Raw genomic sequence first — 22,201 nt, 5'->3', positions numbered from 1 at the left:
GTCATGATTTTTTACTTTCTATAATAATCGATTCTTGGTCTAATTGATCGATAATCATTTCAGCAACTTCTCGTGGAGACCGAAAACGAGAGGTATCTTTCACATGATCACTATGATCCCAAAATGGCGTGTCCATCCCGCCCATATAAACCGCATTAATCTTTAACCCACTGTCCTCATATTCTTTCTGCAAACTCTCTGTAAAGCCCCTAACCGCAAATTTACTGGCCGCATAGACCGCTTCATTTACCTTCCCACGTAATCCAGCAGTGGAGATAATATTCATAACTCTACCTTCTGAAGAATTCAGCAGGTGAGGTAAGAGTGCTTTGGTCATTAGGATAGTCCCAAAAACATTTGTCTGTATCATTTCTGTGATTTGCTGATTATCGATATCAATAAATGGCCCAAAATGGCCTACACCTGCATTGTTGACTAATCCGCAGATAGTATAGGTATGGCTAATTTCTTTTACTTTATTTAAAACATCCTCAGCATTTCCAATGTCTATTGAAAGGATATCCGCTTTTCCACCCTTACTAACAATTTCATCTTTTGCGGCTGATAATTTTTCAAACGTCCGCCCTACTAATAGAAGGTGATAGCCTTTTTGTGAAAAGAGGTGCGCTAATTCTTTGCCTAATCCAGATCCTGCCCCAGTGATAATCATTGTTTTCATTATGAAATCTCCTTTTGAAATAAGTACTGCCTTTATTCATTATTATATTATAATATAATAAAATGAAGGTAAAAGGGAGTGGATGACATTGCAACAGGAGAAACGTTATAGCTCGATGACCGAACATGAGTTAAGACAGGAAATTTCCCTACTTCAAGAGAAGGCCAGAAAAGCAGAACAAATGGGGATGGTAAGTGAGTTTGCCGTACTTGAAAGAAAGGTCCAAATGGCAAAAGCATACCTTGGCAATCCTAGTTCGTATAAATCAGGTGAAATTTACGAATTAGAAGGTGATCCAGGGCAATATTTTAAAATTGACTATATAAATGGCGTGTTTGCCTGGGGATATCGACTTAAAGGTGATGGAAAAGAAGAGGCACTTCCGATATCTATGTTAAAAGGACTTAAATAATCATGGACAAACCAGAGAAAAGTATCTCTGGTTTGTCTTTAAAAATTAAACACATAAATCCTTTTTACTTAAATACTTGTGGTGATTCATCATCGCGCTCACCTGATGCGCGCATCCGCTCTTGTGGATGGGTATTAATCGTTCCATCTGCTCTTTTTGAAGCGTATTCTGCTTTAGCTCGTGGCTCGCCCTCAAGCTTGTTATTATTTTGATTTGGGAAATTCGTTTCCTTATTTCTCATGCTGTACCTCCATAAAGGGAATGAGAACACGTGGAAAGCAAAGCATTCTCATTGCTTACCACGTAACGATAGTATCTGCGTTATTAATTTCGGTTATGTTAAAAGAAATTGGCAAATGAGGTGTTAACATGAACAGCTATCACGATGAGTTAGCCAAACTGCTGCTTAGTAAAAATGACCAGCTGAACTACAACCAAGCTAGAACATGGGTTGAGTTACTTTGGGAGGATTTTGAATCCACCTATGCGAAAGCAGGCTGGGAATATAAAGGCAGTGAGATGACGGAAAGAATTGTTAAGCAATGGATTGAGAACTACGGGGATAAACTCCATGAATTTGTTGCTACAAATCCAAAATACAAGAATTTTTTAAATCAGGATAAACATTAAAAAAAGCGAGTGACCACGTCACCGCTTTTTTTAACTTGGTATAATACTTAATTTTTTCCGTAATTTCTTCTCACTAAATACCCAGCCCGTGTAAGAACTAATAGGTTTTAAGTGGCAGTCTAATTGAACAACAGCTACAAAAGGGTAATGTCCATTACTCCGGTAGCGTAAATCAATAAAGCGAATTTCGAAATAATCATTATATTCATCGACCTCCCACCGATAGACAGGTGAAAAGGATAAAAAGGCAGAAAGGTTTTTGTCCTTCTTAGCGGCTTCGATAACCGGTGTATGTGGTACGGGTATTCGGTTAAAACGATCCAATATCTTTACTTGTTTATCCTCTGATTTCCCTACAAAAAATTGTTTTTCATTCATAGCAGCAATTCTCCAATGATGAAACTTCATTGTGGGTGCGATAATAATTTCAGTGGCATCAGGAATAATGGTTTTAACCTCGTTTAATACTTTTTTCTTTGCTCTAAAACGGGCGAGATAATAACCAAAGATAACTATATACATGATTAAAAAAGTGTAACCTGGGTTAGCTCCTAATACCCAAATAACGATTCCCACTACATGAATCCCAAAGATAATCGGATCAAAGGTATTAATCACACCTAATGCTATCCATTTTGTTGAAAAAGGTCTCAATGCTTGGGTGCCATAGGCATTAAAGATGTCAACAAACACATGGATAAAAACTGCTGCAAATGTCCACGCCCATAAATGAAAGAGGTTTGCACCAGGAAAAAAAAGATAAATAATGGCAGTAAGGACCAGTGGCCACAATATAACCGCAGGGATGGAATGGGTAATTCCACGGTGATTTCGAATGTAAATAGCATTATTTCTTAGCTTAAGAACCGTATCTATATCCGGTATTTGCGACCCTGCGATGGTTGCTATCAAGACACTGGTAGTAGTAGCGTGGCTTCCAAAAACGACTGGGTCGAGCGTAGCCAACCCACCAAGGGCAATGCCCATTACAACATGAGTACCTGTATCCAAAAAGTAATCCTCCTTCAATATTGTACTTGTAAAACGAGACAAATTGAATTATCGTAAAATGATATGTGTTACTAATTATCTTGCCTTTTTTCACATGGTTTAACTACACCAGGAGGAACAAAAGTTATGATTATTGAACTAAACAATCTAGAAAAAATCAATATAAATGCTTTCCAAAATGACTTAATTTCCTGGTTTAAACAGGAACAACGAGATTTGCCATGGCGGCAGGACCGGGATCCATATAAAATTTGGGTCTCAGAAATTATGCTTCAGCAAACAAGGGTTGATACTGTAATTCCTTACTTCAACCGGTTTATCGAATGGTTTCCGACAATCGAAGATTTGGCTGAGGCAGATGAAGATAAAGTTCTTAAGGCATGGGAAGGGCTCGGGTATTATTCAAGGGTTCGAAATTTACAATCTGCAGTAAAAGAGGTAAATGAGAATTATAACGGCAAAGTCCCTAGTACACCAGAAGAGATAGCTGGTTTAAAGGGAGTTGGCCCTTATACAGCAGGTGCCATTTTAAGTATCGCTTACGGAATTCCTGAACCGGCTGTGGATGGGAATGTGATGAGGGTTTTATCAAGGGTACTTTCCATCTGGGAAGATATTGCCAAAGCTTCTTCCCGAAAGATTTTTGAAAAAGCCGTCAGAGAATTAATTTCACATGAAGACCCATCATCCTTCAACCAAGCATTAATGGAATTAGGTGCGTTAATTTGTACTCCAACTTCCCCCTCTTGTTTATTGTGTCCTGTGCGGGACCATTGCCAAGCTTTTGAAGAGGGAGTTCAAAATGAGCTGCCAATAAAGACTAAGAAAACTAAGACCCGTGACGTTCAACTTGCAGCAGCTATTCTCTTAGATAGAAATGGCAAAGTTTTGATTCACAAGCGGCCATCAACAGGACTTCTTGCGAATTTATGGGAATTTCCTAATGTTGAGATCCATCATCCTTTACAAAATGACCGTGAACAGATTACTGAGCAATTTCATCATTCACTTAATTTAAACATAAAACTTGAAAGAATAATTGGTCAACTAGAACATGTCTTTTCTCACTTGGTATGGAATATTCAAGTATATTCAGGCACAATAGAACCTGTCACTTCAGTCGGTGACGAATGGAAATTTGTTTCATTAGAAGAGATGAAAGATTTTGCCTTCCCTGTTTCTTACCAGAAAATGCTAAATCTATATCTTGAACACCAAAAGAACTGACGCCGCAGTATTGCGGCGTTTTTTTTTCTTTTTCAATCATAGACCGTTTTGGTACCATGTGTATAATCTGCTTCTTGCCGCTTAATACCGCCGCGGCTTTCAATTTCTTCGATGATTTCTCGGTGAATCGTCTGTCCCTCGCTATTTAAATATGGGGCAATTTGCTGTAGTGAGTGGTGAAAAAAGGCCAGCTCGCTGCTTTTCCAATCAGATTTCGCCATCATTGAAAGCTCTGTCATATCACGACCAACATACATTTATCCTTCCTCCCTTCAAAGGTTATTTACCCCTTATTGTTTTATATTAATTGTCTTCTATTCCTCAAACAGATAAAATGATTACTATACTTGATATAGAAGGGAATAGTTGGATGACACAAAAAGTAGCACTCATAACTGGAAGCAGCAGGGGAATCGGTAAAGCAACAGCACTTCGATTAGCTGCAGCAGGATATGATATTGTGATCAATTATGCAAGAAGTAAAAAATCCGCCCTCGAAACAGCTGAGCAAATTGAGGCATTAGGCAGAAAAGTCCTTATCGTAAAAGCCAATGTTGGCGATGTAGCCAAAATAAAAGATATGTTCTCACAAATTGAGGAAGAATTCGGTCGATTGGATGTGTTTGTCAATAATGCTGCCTCGGGCGTACAGCGTCCAGTTATGGAGCTTGAGGAAAACCATTGGGACTGGACCTTAAATATTAATAGCAAAGCATTGTTGTTTTGTGCCCAGGAAGCAGCAAAATTAATGGAAAGAAATGGTGGCGGAAAAATAGTCAGCATTAGTTCACTTGGTTCAATCCGCTATTTGGAAAACTACACTGTCGTAGGGGTATCTAAGGCAGCATTAGAGGCACTTACAAGGTATTTGGCAGTTGAGTTAGCTTCGAAAAATATTGTTGTTAATGCGGTCTCTGGAGGCGCTGTCGATACTGAAGCATTAAAACATTTTCCAAATCGGGAAGAACTTTTACAAGAGGCAAAAGAAAAAACACCAGCAGGGAAAATGGTCGAAATTGAGGACATCGTAAACTGTGTAATGTTCCTTTTATCAGAGGAATCCAGCATGATTAGGGGTCAGACGATTATTGTTGATGGTGGAATTTCACTCCTCGTTTAATTATATTTAAATAATAATTTTTTAAGGATAATCTCCACGAAGCATGGTTACATTATATTCGTGGAGGTGATATCAATGGCAAACTTCAATCAACAGCCAAACAAAACTTCAGCTGGAACTAACATCCAGGAAGTAAGACAACAAAATGCTCAGTCTGCTTCAGGCCAAGGTTCTTTTGGAACTGAATTCGCTAGCGAGACAAATGCTGCTGAAGTGAGAGCTCAAAATGCTCGTTCTGCTTCAGGTTCAGCAAGTTCTTCAAGTGCCTCTAGCTCTTTTGGAACTGAATTTGCAAGCGAAACAAATGCTCAAGAAGTAAGACAACAAAACCAACAATCTCAAGCTCGTAAAAACCAAGGCAACGGCCAATTTGGTCAAAGCTAATAATCGTATTTAGAAGACACTCTACTTTCGTATAGAGTGTCTTCTTTTTTTGTTTAGATTGAATAACTATCTAGCTGCACCGCCTAGGGGCTCGGGTCATAAGCCAATCCGTCAAGAAGGTTAAAGAACAACCTTCTCGCCGGCTCATCTTATGCCTGTCGCCCCTGATCAAGGCGCTTCCGCTTTTAATGTTTCGACAAAAGTTCTGATTTGTCTACATTTGTTTTCAAAGGAGAATCCAACTTATTCGAGAATACATAGTAGGAATGAAAAAGAAGGTGGTGAGGGAAATGGATCATTTTAACAGATTAGTTTCCGAACAATTAGTGACGATGGAAAAATTATTATACCTTCAGGGAGAACTGGAGCGTTGTCAACAAATCGAGGTTGAGCTGCAGACATTACAGAAGGCAACGGATCTTGAAAGTATTCAAAATGAGATCAAGCTGATGAAACATGAGTTGAAAGAGATCCAGTCAATCTTTGAAAAACAGACAGAAGAAGTTATTAATTCCTATCGGGAGATGAACTTAACACCTTCCTATTAGGGTGAAAAACTAAGAAAAACTAAAAAAATCTGCAAATTTTTACAAAGAGCCATCGAAATATGGCTCTTTTGTTTTAAAATCTGTTCTCAACCGTTATAATAATAGTAAATAGGAATTGTACTTTGTTACCTTTTGTCATTATTTAATTATGAATCGGTTTAGAACAGGTTACAAAGCGTTCAGGAATGAAGGTAGGGGAGAAACATGGGCGTACCCATCGAAGGTGAACCAATGCAAATACATAGCTATAAGCACAATGGGCACATCCATCGCGTCTGGGAAGAAACAACTGTTTTAAAAGGGACACAGAATTTGGTGATTGGGGGCAATGACCGGACACTTGTGACAGAATCAGATGGCAGAACGTGGATCACAAGAGAGCCAGCCATTTGTTATTTCCATTCGCAATACTGGTTTAATGTCATCGGAATGATTCGTGAGGATGGTATCTATTATTACTGTAATATCAGTTCACCATTTATTTTTGATGGTGAAGCACTGAAGTATATCGATTATGATCTAGATATTAAAGTGTTTCCTGACATGACATTTAACTTACTAGACGAAGATGAGTATGAACGTCATCGCCGTGAAATGAATTATCCGGATCCCATTGATCATATCCTTAAAAGGAATGTTGAAAAGTTAATTCAATGGATTAGGCAACGGAATGGTCCTTTTGCACCAGATTTTATTGATATTTGGTATGAACGTTATTTAACTTACAGACGTTAGATGGCAATGAGGTTTACGCGCCTGTTGATGCAATCAATCAACAGGTTTTTATTTGCCCATTTGAAAAGATACATTCCTCTTTACCATTATATTATTGTAATAAAATAATTATATCCATAGGTTCTTAAATAAGTTCTGAAAGGAGGGCTACTTTGAGCAGTATTCGCAGATATCTTCATTTTGTAAAACCATATCGTTTACAAGTTATCTGGACAATCATTATTGGTGTGATTAAGTTTTCCATTCCACTTATGATTCCGATCTTAATTAAATACGTTGTTGATGATATTGTTGGTAGTCATACTTTATCACATGATGAAAAAATTGATAAATTATTATTCATTATGGTAATTATGCTTGTAATTTTTGTCATTCTGCGCCCGCCCATCGAATATTACCGCCAATATTTTGCCCAGTGGACATCGAGTAAAATTCTATATGATATCCGAGATACGATGTATACACATATTCAAAAGTTAAGTTTTAAATATTTCTCAAATAATCGCGCAGGGGAAATTATTTCTCGAGTGATTAACGATGTTGAACAAACGAAAACCTTTGTTATTTCTGGATTAATGAACCTTTGGCTGGATATTGCCACCATTGTAATTGCTATTATTCTTATGTTTTCAATGAGTGTTAAACTGACATTTGTTTCTATCTTGTTGTTTCCGCTATATGCTTTTTCAATTAGATATTTCTTTGGGAATTTACGAAGCCTGACACGTAAAAGATCTCAAGCCTTAGCAGAAGTCCAAAGCTATTTACATGAGCGTGTTCAAGGAATGCCAGTAATTAAAAGCTTTGCAATTGAAGAATATGAGCAAGGTCAATTCGATAAACAAAATAAAAATTTTTTAGAAAAGGCGTTACAACACACCAGCTGGAATGCCAAGGCTTTTTCGGCAGTAAACACGATTACGGATATTGCTCCCTTAATTGTTATTGGCTATTCTGCCTATCTTGTCATTCAACACCAGCTTTCCCTTGGCACAATGGTTGCATTTTTTGCTTATATTGATAAGCTATACAATCCACTGCGCAGGCTCGTTAACTCTTCAACAACAATCACTCAATCCTTTGCATCTATGGACCGTGTATTTGAATTCTTGGATGAAAAATATGATATTGTTGATAACCCTAATGCACAAGCATGTACCCATGTCGATGGAGATATTTCATTTGAACAGGTTTCCTTTTCCTATGATAAAAAGGAAGAAATGATTTTGAAAGATATTACGTTACATGTAAAAAAGGGAGAGACAATTGCCCTAGTCGGGATGAGCGGCGGCGGTAAATCTACACTTGTTAGTTTGATTCCTCGTTTTTATGATGTGACTGATGGAAGAATTACATTGGATGGAGTAGACATCCGACAATTTAAAGTCCAAACTTTACGGGACAAAATTGGCGTGGTTTTTCAGGATAATATCTTATTTAGTGAATCGGTAATGGATAATATTTTATTAGGAAAGCCAGGTGCCACTAAAGAAGAGGCATATGCCGCAGCCAAAGCGGCTAATGCTGATGAGTTTATTCAAAACTTATCAGAAGGGTACGATACCAAGGTTGGTGAACGAGGTGTTAAGTTATCAGGCGGTCAAAAACAACGAGTCGCCATTGCCCGTGTCTTCTTGAAGAATCCGCCAATATTAATTCTGGATGAGGCAACATCTGCCCTTGATTTAGAGAGTGAGCATGCGATTCAAGAATCACTTGAAGTGTTGGCCAAGGACAGGACCACTTTTATCGTTGCTCACCGTTTGTCCACCATTACACATGCAAATCGAATTGTCCTAATAGAACATGGTCAAATTGTAGAAGTAGGAACACACGATGAGTTAATGGCGAAACAAGGGAATTATTATAAACTTTTTCAAGTCCAGCAATTAGAACAAAAAGAACCCGAAGCATAATTTTGCTTCGGGTTTTATATTATCTCTTTTTCGACTGATACTTCATTATGATGAAACGAGTGAAAACTTGTAATTAAGGTATCTAAGTGCTCAACTTGTTCACCGTAATCAATAATTGAGGCAACGATTTGCATGGTATGATATTGATGAGGTTGTTCATATTCGGTAAATTCTTGCTGGTGAAGGAGGAAAAGATCAAATAATTGCTTTTTATTTAGGCTAACGTTATTTTCTCCATCAGCGGGAGGGTTGGGAATTTTACCTATGAATCTAAGCATTAGTTGTTCATGATGATAAATGAGACAATCCAGTTGTTCCTGAATGGCTTGTTGAAAGCTATCTGGAAGATGTAATAATTCATTTTCAAACCGATGAAGCCTTTTTAGTGTATCTAGTGCCTTTTTGGCAGTAGAATGCATTTGCCTGTAGATTACAAGTTTACGTGACTTTTCTAAACTATTTTTCTTAAAATAGCTGCGTTCTTCTTTGTACATGGAGTAAAACAGCCCCATTTGAATGATATTCTCTTTTAATTTTTCTATATCTGTTTTAAGAAGATTATGGTCAAAATCATGACGGGTGCTTAAACGAATCCATCTAATAATTTCTTCAGTGGTACTAGTCATCTTCAAGTAAAGTTTGTTTTCATATCTTGGCGGCATAAAGACTAGATTGACTAAAAAGGCTGAAAATACCCCAATCATGATGGTAGAGAAACGGATTCCTGCAAATGGAATGAAATTTCCTCCAGGGGTTTCCATGATGGAAATTAACGTAACAAGCGAAAGTCCAATTGTATTTTCAAGTTTAAGCTTTAAATTAATTCCAATGACAATAATTGCTGCAAGGCCGATGACAACAATGTGATTTCCTAAGAGAAGAACAAAAACAACCGCAAGGAGGGCACCAATTATATTTCCTTGAATTTGTTCAATGATGGTTAAATAAGAACGATAAATGGTTGGTTGGATCGCAAAAATGGCAGCAATGCCAGCGAATACCGGGGAGGGTGAGTGTAACAACTGACCAAGGTAAAGAGAAAGTACAATAGCAATTCCCGTTTTTAAGATGCGGGCACCTAACTTCATTCTGTTTGGTTTCCTTTCAAAAGGTTTAATAATAAGCAAAAGTTTACTATACAGGGATTAACCGATATTATCAAGAGATATCATATGAATTTTTCTGCTATTTGTTAAGAGAAAGTTGGAATAAAAAAACGTCTGCAAATATAGCAGACGTTTTTCTAAATCATTCTGTAGATACTGATGGATCAGCTTGTTCTTTGACAGGTAGTACCTGAACAAAGTGATCTTCTACATTTGTTAATAGGGCACGAAGTTGATTAGCTTCTTCAGCCTGACCATTCTGTTCAAGCAAGTCAGTATATTGACTTAATAGCTCATTAATATCCTGTTTGCCTTTCTCATTTAAGTCCACGACTGAAACCTTTGCACCTTTCGCAATTCTCCTTTGAATTGCTTCTTTTGTTAATCTCATCTCAGGCTGCTGACGAATATAGACTACCCCGCCAGTCATTCCGGCACAAATCCAAGGACCTGGGTCTCCTAGTACAAGGCCGCGGCCATTTGTCATATATTCAAAGGCAAATCCTTTAATATTAGCATTTGAACCGATGTTACCCGCTTCTTTTTCCGGAAGTGGTTTTTTAACACCGCCGCCAATGATTAAATCAGCCCCAGAAAGACGTATACCTGCTCTTGCATCTGCATTCCCTTGGGCAATAAGAAGACCCTTTTGAGCTCCGTAGCCAAACCCTTTTCCTACGGAACCATTGTAATATTGGCCATTTTTCCCTTTTGATTTTAATATCTGGATATTGCCGCCGAAGGATGTTTTCCCGACACCGTCTTGACCACCGCCATTAACGGTGATTTCAATTCCTTCACTGTTATAGGCGCCTAAGCCATTACCAGGAATGGATCCGTCTTTATATTTTAGCTGGACGGATGGCAGCTGCTTGTATGAGCCATCAAGTCTTCCGCGGACACGGTGACAAGATACTCGGCTTCCAAGTACTCGCTGTTCAGATGTGACACTTGCGAATTCACGCGAAGAATGTAATTGATCTACACTGCCATCAAGGTACTCAGCACCCACAGCGACTTGCATTTGGACTTCCTCAATTGATTTCGAGGCCTCTGTTTTGGCAAATTGGCTGATTTCTAATGGTTTTAACAAATAGGAGAGGCTCAATTGACCTTGGCCTTTCATTTGCTCTAATAAATCAGAACGACCAACTGCATCTTGCAGATTGCGAATACCAATGGAAGCAGATAGTTCCTTTAATTCAGTAGCAAATGCAGTGAAGAGATTCATAATTCCTTGGACAGCTAAGTCCAATTGGCGTGGAACAAAACGTCTCAAACCATGTTCTTTAGCTTGTGCTTCTGATTCAATCTGAGTGGCAATACCAACGTGGCAAGTATCTAAATGGCAGCCACGGCAGGTCGTACAGCCAATCGCTAACATCGATAATGTACCAAAACCAACGCGGTTAGCACCAAGAAGCATTATCTTCATAACATCCATTGCACTTTTCATACCACCGTCAGCCCAAATTTCTACCTTGTGGCGGAGACCACTTTCAAGGAGAGCGTTATGGGCAGCTTTAACGCCAATTTCAACAGGTAACCCAACATGCTGAAGCGCATGAATTCTAGCAGCTCCTGTACCGCCATCGAATCCGCTCAGCGTAATAATATCTGCTCCTGCCTTCGCGATACCAACAGCAATCGTTCCGATGTTTGGTACAACAGGCACTTTTACAGCAATCTTAGCTTGATCATTTGCTGTTTTTAATTCTAAAATCATCTGTGCTAAATCTTCAATAGAGTAGATATCGTGATTGTTAGATGGTGATATCAAGTCAGAACCAAGTGTTGCATTACGTGCTTCAGCAACCTTCGCAGTAACCTTTGAACCAGGTAGATGTCCACCTTCACCAGGCTTTGCACCTTGGCCAATCTTTATTTCTAATAGATTCGAAGAGTTTAGGAGCTCAGCATTAACACCAAATCTTCCTGAGGCTATCTGCTGTCCTCTTGTTTTTGGGTATTTACCGAGCATATCTTTAATTTCTCCGCCTTCACCATTTAAGCTGACCATGTTAAGACGGTCTGCTCCTTCGGCATAGGCTCTAAATGCAGTTTCATTCTGAGAACCAAACGACATGGAAGAAATAAGGAACGGTAAATCATGCTCGCCCACACGAAGGTCGACGTCTGCAGGTGATAACTGTTTATTGCCTTGCTTTAGCTGAACTAAATGGCGAATTGTTGTTGGGTTCTCTGTTTCTTGTTCAGTAATCTTATCACGATAAACATTGTAATCACCGGTAGCTGCAACTTCACCAATTGCTTTCCAAATCCGTGGGAAAAGGTGAAAGGTTTTTCCAACTCTTTCCTTTTCATTTTGGTAATCTTCTGCTCTTGATAACGAATCACGTTTCATTGCTTCAAAATCTGTCTCAAGTTCCTTTGAACCAAAAAAGTTAACAATATTTAAGAGATTGGCAATATCCTCATGTAAACCAATACTTGAGAATAGTCGTCCGTAACCTCTTAGCTCATGAATACCAATGGTTGAAATTACTTTTTCCAAACCTTTTGTGAGGGCACTATAAAGATTTATTAATGGTTTTGTGGTCTCGTCAAGAACAGTTAAGAACATATAATATGGACTAACTAAATCTGCCCCTAAACCAAATACGGTTATAATGTCATGAAGCGAACGAATCGCAGCAGAGCGTAATACTAATGAACAATTTCTTCTGATCTCTGCCTTAACAAGTGCTTGATCAATGACAGAAGTTACTAAATGTGGATCAATCCAATAGGAATCCTCCTGATGTGCTTTTGCGTCATCAAGGACAAGTAAGGTTTTCCCAGCTTGAACTGCTTGAACGGCTTCATTGGCAAGTCTTTCTAGGGCTAACTCTAACTTTTCTTCTTTGTTAAAGGTAGTAGAAATAAAGGTTACTAGCTTTTGCTCTTGAAAATGAGAGACGACTTGATCAAAACTTGGCTGACCCAAATTCTCAGATAAATCAAAACCTGCTTTTCCCTCTAATAATAGAGGCGTTGTTAACTCAATCACCGTTTCGCTATTTTCTTTATTGAATAGAGTTGGACGCTTTCCAATAATTACACGTGTTGAAAAATGCTCGGTTTCACGATCCCGGTCAATCGCTGGATTCGTTACCACAGCCACACTTTCTTTAAAGTAATCGGCAATATTTTTACGTTCTGGGTTTAATGCAGCAAGAGGTGCATCATGACCAAGTGAACGAATTGGTTCTACACCTTTTTCCGCCATTTGTTCGATTAATTGAATATGGTCGCGTTCCCAACCAAATGCTTTATATTGTCCATTATGGATTTTGTCAGGATAAGTCATCGTCACTGTTTTCCCTAATGAAGGAGGAAGCAACCGTGCTCTGGCCTCGCTAATATATAACTTTTCAGAAAAACGAGAATAAACTTCCAATTGAAAACGATCTTGCTCATAAACTTCAAGTGTTTCACCACTCCATTTAAAGCCAACCTTTTCACCCGGTGCCAATGGCTTCGGATCATTTACATATTCGCTCGAAGAAATGATTCCTGGCTCAGAGGAAAATAAATATGAACTCTCTGTCTCCAGCATCCATAACGGGCGAAGTCCTAGTGCATCAACGCTAAATACAGCTTCATCACCATATCTTGAGATAATTCCTGCAGGACCTTGTGCAAAATGTCCCCATGCTTCTCTAAGATAAGTATATAAATCTTGCAGATTTTCAGGATATGCTTTAATTTCATTGATAATTGGCGGGAATAGAACATCCATTGCTTCAAATAATGAAAAGCCTTCACGGCAAATTAATGTTTCCATCGTTCGGCTTAAATCTTGAGAGTCACTGCCATCTTTGACAAGAGGAACTCCAATCATTCTTGCTTCATCACGAAGCTTGGCAATTGTATTGATTTCCCCATTGTGTCCGAGAACACTAAATGGCTGTACCCTGAAAAAGCTTGATAATGTATTTGTAGAATAACGATTATGTCCAAGTGTCATGGTTGAAGCAACTAGTGGATTGGCAAGGTCATGATAGTAACGAGGAAGAATATCTCCAGCTCCCATTACCTTGTAAACCACATGGTTATGACTTAAAGAAGCAACGTGGACTTGATCATTTGTTTCAAAATCAATTAATACTTCAAATAGGCTCTTGGTTAATTCTTGGCCAGTTTTGGATGAAAGACAGGCAAATTGCCAAAAAACAGGGTTTTCTTGAATGGCAATTGGACCAAGTGCTGAAGCATCCGTTACCTGATTGGTTTCAAATACTACATCAAAGTTATACTGTTCCAACTTTTGAAGTAACTCTTGTTTGGTAGTTTGCCAGTTTACTTTTTGGCTAATAAAAACATGGCCAACAGCAAATTCTTCTTTTTCAGCAAGGGTTGGTTCCTGGCCAGCCTGAAGCAATTTTTCTTTCCAGAGTGCAACAGGAATATCGGTGTGAATGCCGACACCATCGCCTTCTCCATTAATAAAACCTGCGCGATGATTCATAGTCACAAGTGCATCTATACAATCAAAAATGTTTTGTCTGGTGGGGCGCTTGGTTTTTTCAAGACATGCGACGATTCCGCAGGCATCGTGTTCCTGTTTGTGGAAATCTTTGAATAGGGAAGGGGTCCATTTTTGTGTCATCATATTAGGCTTTAGCAGTCATTTGCTAAGGCCATTCACCTCCTATGAAACTTAAAGTTTGAGTATATCAACTTTGCAGTTAGTATGCGTTGGTCTCTTTAACGGGGTATGTGTTAAAGGCAATATAAAAATAATAATTTAATAGTATCATAAGAATTTTCAGAAATCAAATAAATATACATTAATTTGGATAAGAAAATAGTGGATAATAGTAGTTGGATAAATGAGGAAACACATAATTGTAAACGTTTTCAAAGAGGTTTAAAAGACAAAAGGAAGTGATTTCCACTTCCTTTTGTGCATAAAAACTGTATATTTATTCGCTGGCGAGCAAGGAAAATGCATTTCTAACGGCATGTAAAGTTGCCTCAACATCCTCAGCTGTATGTGCAATGGTCAAAAACCATGCTTCATATTTGGATGGAGCAAGGTTTATTCCTTGGTGGAGCATATGCTTAAAGAACTTTGCAAATGTTTCTCCGTCTGTATTTTCTGCTTGAACGTAGTTTTCAATTTTTTCATTTGTAAAATAGATTGTAAATGCACCTTTTAAGCGATTTATTGTTATTGGGATATTATTTTCTTTTGCAGCTTCTAAAATCCCTTCTTCAAGAAGTGCACCTAACTGGTCTAAGTAATCATAAATTCCATCTTGTTTCAGCACTTCTAGACAGGCAATACCAGAGAGTATGGAAGCTGGATTTCCTGCCATTGTTCCTGCTTGATAGGCAGGGCCTAATGGGGCAACTGTTTCCATAATTTCTTTTCGGCCGCCGTAAGCACCGATTGGCAGGCCGCCGCCGATTATTTTTCCGAGGACTGTTAAATCAGGTTCAATTCCTAATAAATTTTGGGCACCGCCGTACATAAACCGGAACGCGGTAATGACCTCATCATAAATCACGAGCGCTCCAGCATCATGGGTTAGGTCATTCACTTGTTGAAGAAAACCAGGATTTGGTTCTACAATCCCGAAGTTCCCCACGATTGGTTCTACTAAAACAGCTGCGATTTGATCCCCCCATTTAGCTAGTGCCTCTTTGAATGGTGCGATATCATTAAATGGAACTGTAATGACTTCTTGTGCAATACTTTTTGGGACACCTGCAGAATCTGGTGTCCCAAGAGTAGATGGCCCAGAACCTGCTGCGACAAGAACAAGGTCCGAGTGACCGTGATAGCAGCCGGCAAATTTAATGATTTTATCTCTGCCTGTATAAGCACGTGCTACTCTGATTGTCGTCATTACAGCTTCTGTTCCAGAGTTTACAAAACGCACTTTTTCCATAGAAGGAATCGCTTCTTTTAACATTTTAGCAAATTTGACTTCATGTGGTGTTGGTGTTCCATAGAGGACACCAGTTTCGGCCGCGCGTTTTATTGCCTCTGTAATATGCGGATGGGCATGTCCGGTGATAATTGGACCATAAGCAGCGAGATAATCGATATATTGATTTCCGTCAACATCCCAAAAGTATGCACCTTGGGCCCGTTCCATGACTACAGGTGATCCACCTCCAACAGCTTTATAGGAACGTGATGGGCTGTTGACTCCGCCGACGATATGTTCGAGTGCTTCATTATGTATTCTCTCTGAATTAATAAATTTCATCTTTTTTCCTCCCTAATTCATTTCTAACCCATTTTAGCACTTTTTGAGAAAACATATATCTGTTTAACAATTCCGATAGTTTGATGTGATGCTTGCTTGTTGTTTTATGCCCGTTATTTGGCTAAACTAATTATTTAGGTCAGTGTTGTAGGGGGATACTATGAGTAATGTAATTGAAGTAAATAATTTACGAAAAGAATTTAAGGCTTATTCGAGCCGAACGGGTTTAAAAGGAGCGTTTAGGGATTTATTAACAAGAAATTATAAAATTGTTCCGGCAGTGAATGATATAAATTTCACGGTAAAAAAAGGAGAAATGGTCGGATATATCGGTGAAAATGGTGCCGGTAAATCAACCACAATCAAAATGTTAACAGGAATTTTGACTCCGTCTTCCGGTGAAATAGTTGTAAATGGAATGAATCCACATAAAGAGCGGGAAAAGTTTGTCCAAACCATTGGTGTAGTTTTCGGACAGCGTTCCCAATTATGGTGGGATATTGCTGTCCAGGAGTCCTTCCGACTTTTAAAAAAAGTGTACAAGGTATCAGATGAAGACTATAACAGTCACATGAATCATGTGATTCAAACCCTAGATATTGAACCGCTTTTAGACAAGCCGGTACGAAAATTGTCTCTCGGTCAACGGATGAGATGTGAGCTTGCGGCTGCTTTGATTCACAATCCGCCCTTATTGTTTTTGGATGAACCGACAATTGGGTTAGATGTGCTTGTGAAGTTGAAAATCCGTGATTTTCTTAAAGAAATAAACGAGAAATATCAGACTACGATCCTTTTAACTACACATGATTTAACAGATATTGAGGCATTGTGTGAGCGTGTCATCATGTTAGATGAAGGGAAGGTTATCTATGATGGGGCATTAAAGCATTTACAGGAAAAATGGGGCGAAGGGAAAGAACTACAGTTTCAGTTTCTTGAGCCAGTTGAAATGGCTGCTGTGCGTCATCTGACCAGTGGAATACCTGTAAAGTGGGAGCTCGAAGAAAAGGAACAAATTTTTACGGCCACACTCGAAGATAATGATGAATTAATCTCTCAGGTCATAGCGAAAGTGGTTGCATCATTTAAGATTAAAGATATTAAAATTAATGAAACATCAACAGAAGAGATTATTCGAAATATTTATGAAAAGGGTGCAGTGTAAGTGGATAAATATCTTGAAATGATTAGAATCCGCTTTTTAATGATGCTGGCCTACCGGACAAATTATTACACAGGAATTCTAATCTACAGTATTAACATTGGTGCGTATTATTTTCTTTGGTCGGCTATTTACGGGAATAAAGATCAAATCGTGGGTCTTTCCGTCACTCAAATGACAACATATGTGGCGGTTTCTTGGATGGCACGTGCATTTTACTTTAACAACCTTGACCGCGAAATGGCTTTAGAAATAATGGAGGGAAAAGTAGCTGTAGAATTAATTAGGCCCTACAATTATCTAGGAATGAAAGTTATGCAAGGGCTTGGTGAAGGGATTTTCAGGCTATTCTTCTTTTCAGCTCCTGGGCTGATTATCGTTTATTTCATCTTTCCAGTTCAATTTAAATGGGATTTTAGTGTCTGGGGATTGTTTGCCATATCGATTTTATTAAGTTTTTTTATAAATACAGAGTTAAATTTATTAACTGGAATTACCACTTTCTTCCTATACAATAATTCTGGGCTGATTCGTGCAAAACGGGTTGTAATTGATCTATTCTCAGGTTTATTGTTACCGATTAGCTTTTTTCCTGGCTGGGCTCAGGATGTGATGAAGTTTCTTCCTTTTCAAGGAATCAGTTACTTTCCAAGTATGATTGTTACCAAAGGCTTTTCTCATACGCAGGCAATCGATGCGATTACGCAACAATTTGTTTGGGTCATCCTGTTATTCTTTCCAATCCAAATACTTTGGTCCTTGGCGAAGAAACAACTGATTATTCAGGGGGGCTAAGAGTTGTTTTATATTTCGATGTTTTTTCAATACCTATCTCAATATTTAAAAACAAGACTTCAATACCGTGCTGATATTTTTGTAGAGTTTTTCTCTGATTTATTATCACAAGCGATAAATTTTATTTTTATATTGGTAGTCTTTGGACATACTGACCTACTCAACGGTTGGAGCAGGGATGAAATTATCTTTATCTATGGATTTTTTCTCGTCCCCTCTGCTGTCTTTTCGGCCTTTTTTAACATCTGGGATTTTAATGAACGCTATATTGTTAAAGGAGAGTTGGATCGTATCTTAACCCGGCCAATCCATAGTCTCTTTCAAATCATCCTTGAGAGGATTGAATTAGAGTCATTACTGGGGGCAATTACTGGTCTAGCTGTTATGTTTTACGCTGGAAGCCGGCTAGGCCTTACGATTCACTGGTTTGACCCGTTCTTATTTATCCTTTTTGTCATTGGCGGGGCCCTTGTTTATGGTGGAGTTTTCATTATGATTGCCTGTATCAGTTTTTGGGCAGACGCACGTACATCCCTTATGCCAATGATGTACAATATTAGCAATTATGGACGGTATCCGGTCAATATCTACAATAAACTCATTCGCTTTGTATTAACCTGGGTGCTCCCCTTTGCCTTTGTGGGAGTTTACCCAGCCGCCTTTTTTCTGGGAAAAAATGAATGGTTTTTATACTCATTTTTAACACCAGTAATAGGAGTAATCTTCTTCGTGGTTTCCGTTATGATTTGGAACCAAGGTGTTAAGAAATATCGAGGTGCGGGTAATTAATTAGAACTTGATATTTTATTGTCCAAGCGAGCATAGAAATAAACTACCAGAAGCTAAATGTAGAGGTGGTCTGTGGTGTTTTTTTTCTTGCTCCCTATCGTCATTTTTTGTATTTTTATGAGTTTAAGAACGCTTTTTATTCCCAATACAGTTAAAGGTAAGTTGGTATCAATCGATAATTTTTTGTATTTAGGCTCTGTTTATTTGACGGTTATCATTGGTTTTGGTCTGATTTATTTACTATTTGAATTGGTCGGCATGTCATTGCTGATGGAGGTAAGTAATCAAAACAACAAGAACATCTTTGAAACAAGTTTTTATTTTAGTGCGATGACCTTATTTTCAGTTGGAAATGGGGATGTTATACCACATGGCATTGGCAGGATCATTACCGTAACCGAGGCGTTAATTGGTTATACATTACCAGCGGCATTTGTAGCCCGAGTGATGTTTGATCGAGAATAGCCAGTGATGATGCAGAAAAGTTGTTTTAATGGGATGTATTTTGTTACGCTTGCAAAAAAGGAATCAATTTAATGGGAGTGATAGAGAGATGACCGTTGAAATTGGAATGAATGTACCTGATTTTGAGTTAAAGGCTAGTAATGGTGAGACTGTAAATTTATCAAAGTTCCATGGCACCAATGTCGTTTTATATTTTTATCCAAAAGATATGACACCAGGATGTACTACGGAAGCCTGCGATTTCCGAGATCAGATTCAACAATTTACAGAATTAAATGCCGTTATTCTGGGTGTCAGTCCTGACCCAGTGGACCGTCATCAAAAATTTATAGAGAAATATGGTCTGCCTTTTCTTCTTCTTGCAGATACAGAACATCAGGTAGCAGATGCTTTTGGAGTTTGGAAGTTAAAGAAAAACTTTGGTAAGGAATATATGGGGATTGAGCGATCAACCTTTATTATTGATAAGGATGGTAAACTCGCCAAAGAATGGAGAAAGGTTAAAGTTAAAGGACATGTTGAAGAGGCTTTAACATACATAAAGGAACAATTGAATTAGTTTCTTAAGCCTATTTTGCCTTAAAAAGGCATTTGTCCAATGCAAGAAACTTTAAAATGAATATCCTTTTATTAGGGCATACCTCCTCAGAAAAAATTTCGGGTCCATATCGGACCCTTTTTTTTATGGAATAATTGGTCATGATTAAGAAATTTTCCTCAGTATTATTTTCAAAGGAAAGAAATAATTGATCCTTTTTATCATAAAATACAAACAATGATTAGGTCTAATTGAACATATAATAATGAAAAACTTAATAACATTGCTTGTTAATGAGATAACAATATTGACAAAAGTACAAATTACTTAGTAAAATTAATTATAACAATTATAAAGTAAGAATATCTTTTGGAAAGAAGGTGCATGGCGATGAATCAGTTAAAAGAAGCGTTGGATACCTTAAAGGAAACAGGGGTAAGAATTACTCCGCAGCGTCATGCGATACTTGAATATTTAATAAACTCGATGTCACATCCTACTGCTGATGATATTTATAAAGCCCTTGAGGGAAAGTTTCCTAATATGAGTGTGGCAACGGTTTACAATAATTTACGAGTATTTCGTGAAGTGGGTCTTGTTAAGGAATTAACCTTTGGTGATGCCTCAAGCCGGTTTGATTTTGTTACATCCCATCATTATCACGTCATCTGTGAAAAGTGTGGGAAAATAGTTGACTTTCTGTACCCAGGGTTAGATGAAGTGGAACATCTAGCTTCTCATGTAACGGGTTTTAAAGTTGAAAATCACCGCATGGAAATCTATGGTTCCTGTCCTGAATGTGCAAGTAAAGAGGTTCATTAATCAGCTTTTGCTGTAAATAAAAGAGGAAGACTTAAACCATAGCAGCTAGTTTGCATAAGGGTTTATGTCTTCCTCGTTTTATTTTTCGGATTTTCTATTATAAGACTCATCGAATTCCTTGCCTACTAGATTAGGGTCAAGGGTTAATGGTTCACGACAATACATACACATATCCACTCGACCAAGCATTTTTGTATGCTTTCCACAGCTAGGGCATGTTACTTGGATTGTTTTGGTTGATAGCATTCCAATCCAAAAATAAACTACAGTACTTGCGATAATAAAAAGAAGGCCCAAAATCATAAAAATGGTCATAATAAGTGGTGAAGATCGAAAAAAGATCCCACCATACATAACAATGAAACCAATGAAAATTAATGATAATGCAAAGGTGCGGATTTTATTTATTTTACTCGAATATCTTGCCATGTAACTCCCTCCTAGAGAAACTATATCATATTTATAGGAAGAAGGAAAAAAAGTGAGGCTGAAAAATGTCGAAATTTGTCTTTGAATAAAGAAGGAGATTTGTCTTTATTGTCGAAGTTATATTGCTACCCGAAAAAAATTGGAGGAATGATAGATGGAAGACATCCTTCGGCCTATTTACCAAGAAAGGGCGAGTCAATTAAACACCCTTGGCGTACTGATGGTTCAAAAAAAACAAAAGTTAAGTCATATAACAGATTCATTTGATGTAATCCTTTTAGTACTTGTCAAAGAAGCGGATCAGCCATTATTTATCAAGCACTATACCTACTACGATAAAAAGGCAGCGATGCATATCATTACTGAAGCGAAGTTGCAGGAATGGTTACTATTAGGATCAAATCGTAAAATTTTTGAGTGGCTATATGAGGCAAAGATCATTTTTGACCGAAATGAATATGTGGCTAATTTAAAAATGGAATTGCGTGATTTTCCTTTTACTGGCCGCAAAATAAAAATGGGTTTAGAATTTGCAAAATTAATTAGGCGTTATGTTGATGGGAAAGCGTTATTTGAAGGTCATCAGTTTTTAGATGCATATAACCATGTGGTTCATTCCTTACATCATCTCGCGAGGTTAGCGGTATTAGAAAATGGGCTTCATCCAGAGTTAACGGTATGGAATCAAGTAAAACAAATTGAACCAGAAATTTATAAACTTTACGAAGAGCTTGTTTATAGTGAAGAAACGCTAGAAAAAAGGCTTGAATTACTGTTTCTTGCAAGTGAGTTTATGATTCATTCGAAAACCTCAATGGGGACGGCGCATTTTTTAGAAGTACTTAGTCATAAAGAAGTATGGTTATTCAATGAGATTATGAATGAACAAGAATTGCTTCCTTACTCAGTCGATTTGGCAGTTTTGCTTGAATATTTAATTGACAAACATTTAATTGATATAGTAAATATCGAAACGAAAGGCCAAGGGGTTTTCCATAGAGGCTATCAGCTTAATAAGAAATTATCGTAAGAAAATAATAAACGTCTTGACCTTTTTAAGAATACTTGTTATATTAATAACCGTCGCTGCGAGACAAGTAATTGTTTTCGTAAGTGACGGTTTAAAAAAGTTATTGACATTGATAAATGTCATATGGTAAATTAATAAAGTCGCTTATGAGCGACGCTGAATTGTTCTTTGAAAAC

At 37.9% G+C, this 22,201-nt stretch carries 23 protein-coding genes; 15 read left to right on the top strand and 8 right to left on the bottom strand.

The window, feature by feature from the left end; genetic code table 11:
* Position 1: 1 nt before the first annotated feature.
* Complete coding sequence (locus V7121_RS00115; RefSeq protein ID WP_335499898.1) at positions 2-679, bottom strand: SDR family NAD(P)-dependent oxidoreductase; 678 nt, start codon at positions 677-679, stop codon at positions 2-4.
* An 82-nt stretch (positions 680-761) separates the two neighbouring features.
* Between V7121_RS00115 and V7121_RS00110 the strand changes: the two genes are divergently transcribed.
* Complete coding sequence (locus V7121_RS00110) at positions 762-1,091, top strand: YfhH family protein (RefSeq protein WP_335499895.1); 330 nt, start codon at positions 762-764, stop codon at positions 1,089-1,091.
* 64 nt (positions 1,092-1,155) lie between these two features.
* Here the strand turns inward: V7121_RS00110 and V7121_RS00105 are convergent, their stop codons facing one another.
* The gene (locus tag V7121_RS00105; RefSeq protein ID WP_335499892.1) at positions 1,156-1,332 is read right to left on the bottom strand and encodes a small, acid-soluble spore protein K; all 177 of its coding nucleotides are present in this window, start codon (positions 1,330-1,332) and stop codon (positions 1,156-1,158) included.
* Positions 1,333-1,460: 128 nt separating this feature from the next.
* Here V7121_RS00105 and V7121_RS00100 point away from each other — a divergent pair, with 128 nt between their 5' ends.
* Complete coding sequence (locus tag V7121_RS00100; RefSeq protein ID WP_335499889.1) at positions 1,461-1,721, top strand: YfhJ family protein; 261 nt, start codon at positions 1,461-1,463, stop codon at positions 1,719-1,721.
* A gap of 30 nt (positions 1,722-1,751) precedes the next feature.
* On the opposite strand, the gene V7121_RS00095 is transcribed toward V7121_RS00100, so the two are convergent.
* A complete protein-coding gene (locus V7121_RS00095) occupies positions 1,752-2,732 on the bottom strand; it encodes a metal-dependent hydrolase (protein ID WP_335499885.1) in 981 nt (326 codons plus the stop codon).
* Between the two features lie 126 nt (positions 2,733-2,858).
* Here V7121_RS00095 and mutY point away from each other — a divergent pair, with 126 nt between their 5' ends.
* On the top strand, positions 2,859-3,959 hold the full coding sequence (gene mutY, locus V7121_RS00090) for an A/G-specific adenine glycosylase (protein WP_335545315.1): 1,101 nt from the start codon (positions 2,859-2,861) through the stop codon (positions 3,957-3,959).
* Positions 3,960-3,991: 32 nt separating this feature from the next.
* Here mutY and V7121_RS00085 read toward each other — a convergent pair whose 3' ends face one another.
* Complete coding sequence (locus V7121_RS00085) at positions 3,992-4,216, bottom strand: hypothetical protein (protein ID WP_335499879.1); 225 nt, start codon at positions 4,214-4,216, stop codon at positions 3,992-3,994.
* Between the two features lie 113 nt (positions 4,217-4,329).
* Here V7121_RS00085 and fabL point away from each other — a divergent pair, with 113 nt between their 5' ends.
* From fabL to V7121_RS00060, 5 genes are all read left to right on the top strand, one after another.
* Positions 4,330-5,079, top strand: a complete 750-nt coding sequence (fabL, locus tag V7121_RS00080) for an enoyl-[acyl-carrier-protein] reductase FabL (RefSeq protein WP_335499877.1) — start codon at positions 4,330-4,332, stop codon at positions 5,077-5,079.
* 75 nt (positions 5,080-5,154) lie between these two features.
* A complete protein-coding gene (locus V7121_RS00075; protein ID WP_335499875.1) occupies positions 5,155-5,463 on the top strand; it encodes a gamma-type small acid-soluble spore protein in 309 nt (102 codons plus the stop codon).
* Positions 5,464-5,753: 290 nt separating this feature from the next.
* Positions 5,754-6,011 carry a YgaB family protein gene (locus V7121_RS00070; protein ID WP_335499872.1) on the top strand — a complete coding sequence of 86 codons (258 nt, stop codon included), beginning with the start codon at positions 5,754-5,756 and terminating at the stop codon, positions 6,009-6,011.
* Positions 6,012-6,215: 204 nt separating this feature from the next.
* Positions 6,216-6,746 carry a nucleoside tri-diphosphate phosphatase gene (gene ntdP, locus V7121_RS00065; protein WP_026564347.1) on the top strand — a complete coding sequence of 177 codons (531 nt, stop codon included), beginning with the start codon at positions 6,216-6,218 and terminating at the stop codon, positions 6,744-6,746.
* Between the two features lie 152 nt (positions 6,747-6,898).
* Positions 6,899-8,662 carry an ABC transporter ATP-binding protein gene (locus V7121_RS00060; RefSeq protein WP_335499870.1) on the top strand — a complete coding sequence of 588 codons (1,764 nt, stop codon included), beginning with the start codon at positions 6,899-6,901 and terminating at the stop codon, positions 8,660-8,662.
* Between the two features lie 14 nt (positions 8,663-8,676).
* Here the strand turns inward: V7121_RS00060 and V7121_RS00055 are convergent, their stop codons facing one another.
* The 3 genes from V7121_RS00055 to V7121_RS00045 form a co-directional block, all read right to left on the bottom strand.
* Entirely contained in the window at positions 8,677-9,750 is a 1,074-nt protein-coding gene (locus tag V7121_RS00055) for an FUSC family protein (protein WP_335545313.1), read from the bottom strand.
* 160 nt (positions 9,751-9,910) lie between these two features.
* Complete coding sequence (locus V7121_RS00050) at positions 9,911-14,380, bottom strand: glutamate synthase-related protein (RefSeq protein WP_335545311.1); 4,470 nt, start codon at positions 14,378-14,380, stop codon at positions 9,911-9,913.
* Between the two features lie 316 nt (positions 14,381-14,696).
* Entirely contained in the window at positions 14,697-15,992 is a 1,296-nt protein-coding gene (locus tag V7121_RS00045) for a glutamate-1-semialdehyde 2,1-aminomutase (RefSeq protein WP_335499861.1), read from the bottom strand.
* Positions 15,993-16,152: 160 nt separating this feature from the next.
* Between V7121_RS00045 and V7121_RS00040 the strand changes: the two genes are divergently transcribed.
* The 6 genes from V7121_RS00040 (at position 16,153) to perR (ending at position 20,566) form a co-directional block, all read left to right on the top strand.
* Entirely contained in the window at positions 16,153-17,160 is a 1,008-nt protein-coding gene (locus tag V7121_RS00040) for an ABC transporter ATP-binding protein (RefSeq protein WP_335499859.1), read from the top strand.
* Positions 17,161-17,952, top strand: a complete 792-nt coding sequence (locus V7121_RS00035) for an ABC transporter permease (protein WP_335499857.1) — start codon at positions 17,161-17,163, stop codon at positions 17,950-17,952.
* Between the two features lie 3 nt (positions 17,953-17,955).
* Positions 17,956-18,741 (top strand): ABC transporter permease, encoded by a 786-nt coding sequence (locus V7121_RS00030; protein ID WP_335499855.1) that lies wholly within the window; start codon positions 17,956-17,958, stop codon positions 18,739-18,741.
* A 72-nt stretch (positions 18,742-18,813) separates the two neighbouring features.
* On the top strand, positions 18,814-19,206 hold the full coding sequence (locus V7121_RS00025) for an ion channel (protein ID WP_420490613.1): 393 nt from the start codon (positions 18,814-18,816) through the stop codon (positions 19,204-19,206).
* An 88-nt stretch (positions 19,207-19,294) separates the two neighbouring features.
* The gene (gene bcp / locus V7121_RS00020; RefSeq protein ID WP_335499851.1) at positions 19,295-19,765 is read left to right on the top strand and encodes a thioredoxin-dependent thiol peroxidase; all 471 of its coding nucleotides are present in this window, start codon (positions 19,295-19,297) and stop codon (positions 19,763-19,765) included.
* 363 nt (positions 19,766-20,128) lie between these two features.
* Complete coding sequence (perR, locus tag V7121_RS00015; protein WP_026564336.1) at positions 20,129-20,566, top strand: peroxide-responsive transcriptional repressor PerR; 438 nt, start codon at positions 20,129-20,131, stop codon at positions 20,564-20,566.
* 78 nt (positions 20,567-20,644) lie between these two features.
* Here perR and V7121_RS00010 read toward each other — a convergent pair whose 3' ends face one another.
* On the bottom strand, positions 20,645-20,995 hold the full coding sequence (locus V7121_RS00010) for a YgzB family protein (protein ID WP_335499849.1): 351 nt from the start codon (positions 20,993-20,995) through the stop codon (positions 20,645-20,647).
* A gap of 154 nt (positions 20,996-21,149) precedes the next feature.
* Here V7121_RS00010 and V7121_RS00005 point away from each other — a divergent pair, with 154 nt between their 5' ends.
* Complete coding sequence (locus V7121_RS00005) at positions 21,150-22,025, top strand: nucleotidyltransferase-like protein (RefSeq protein ID WP_335499847.1); 876 nt, start codon at positions 21,150-21,152, stop codon at positions 22,023-22,025.
* The last annotated feature ends 176 nt before the right edge of the window (positions 22,026-22,201 follow it).

Origin of the sequence: Neobacillus drentensis (assembly GCF_036962125.1) — a bacterium.
Lineage (GTDB): Bacteria > Bacillota > Bacilli > Bacillales > Cytobacillaceae > Neobacillus > Neobacillus drentensis_B.
The sequence above is the reverse complement of the archived record's forward strand: the minus strand, read 5'-3'. Positions and strand labels throughout refer to the sequence as shown.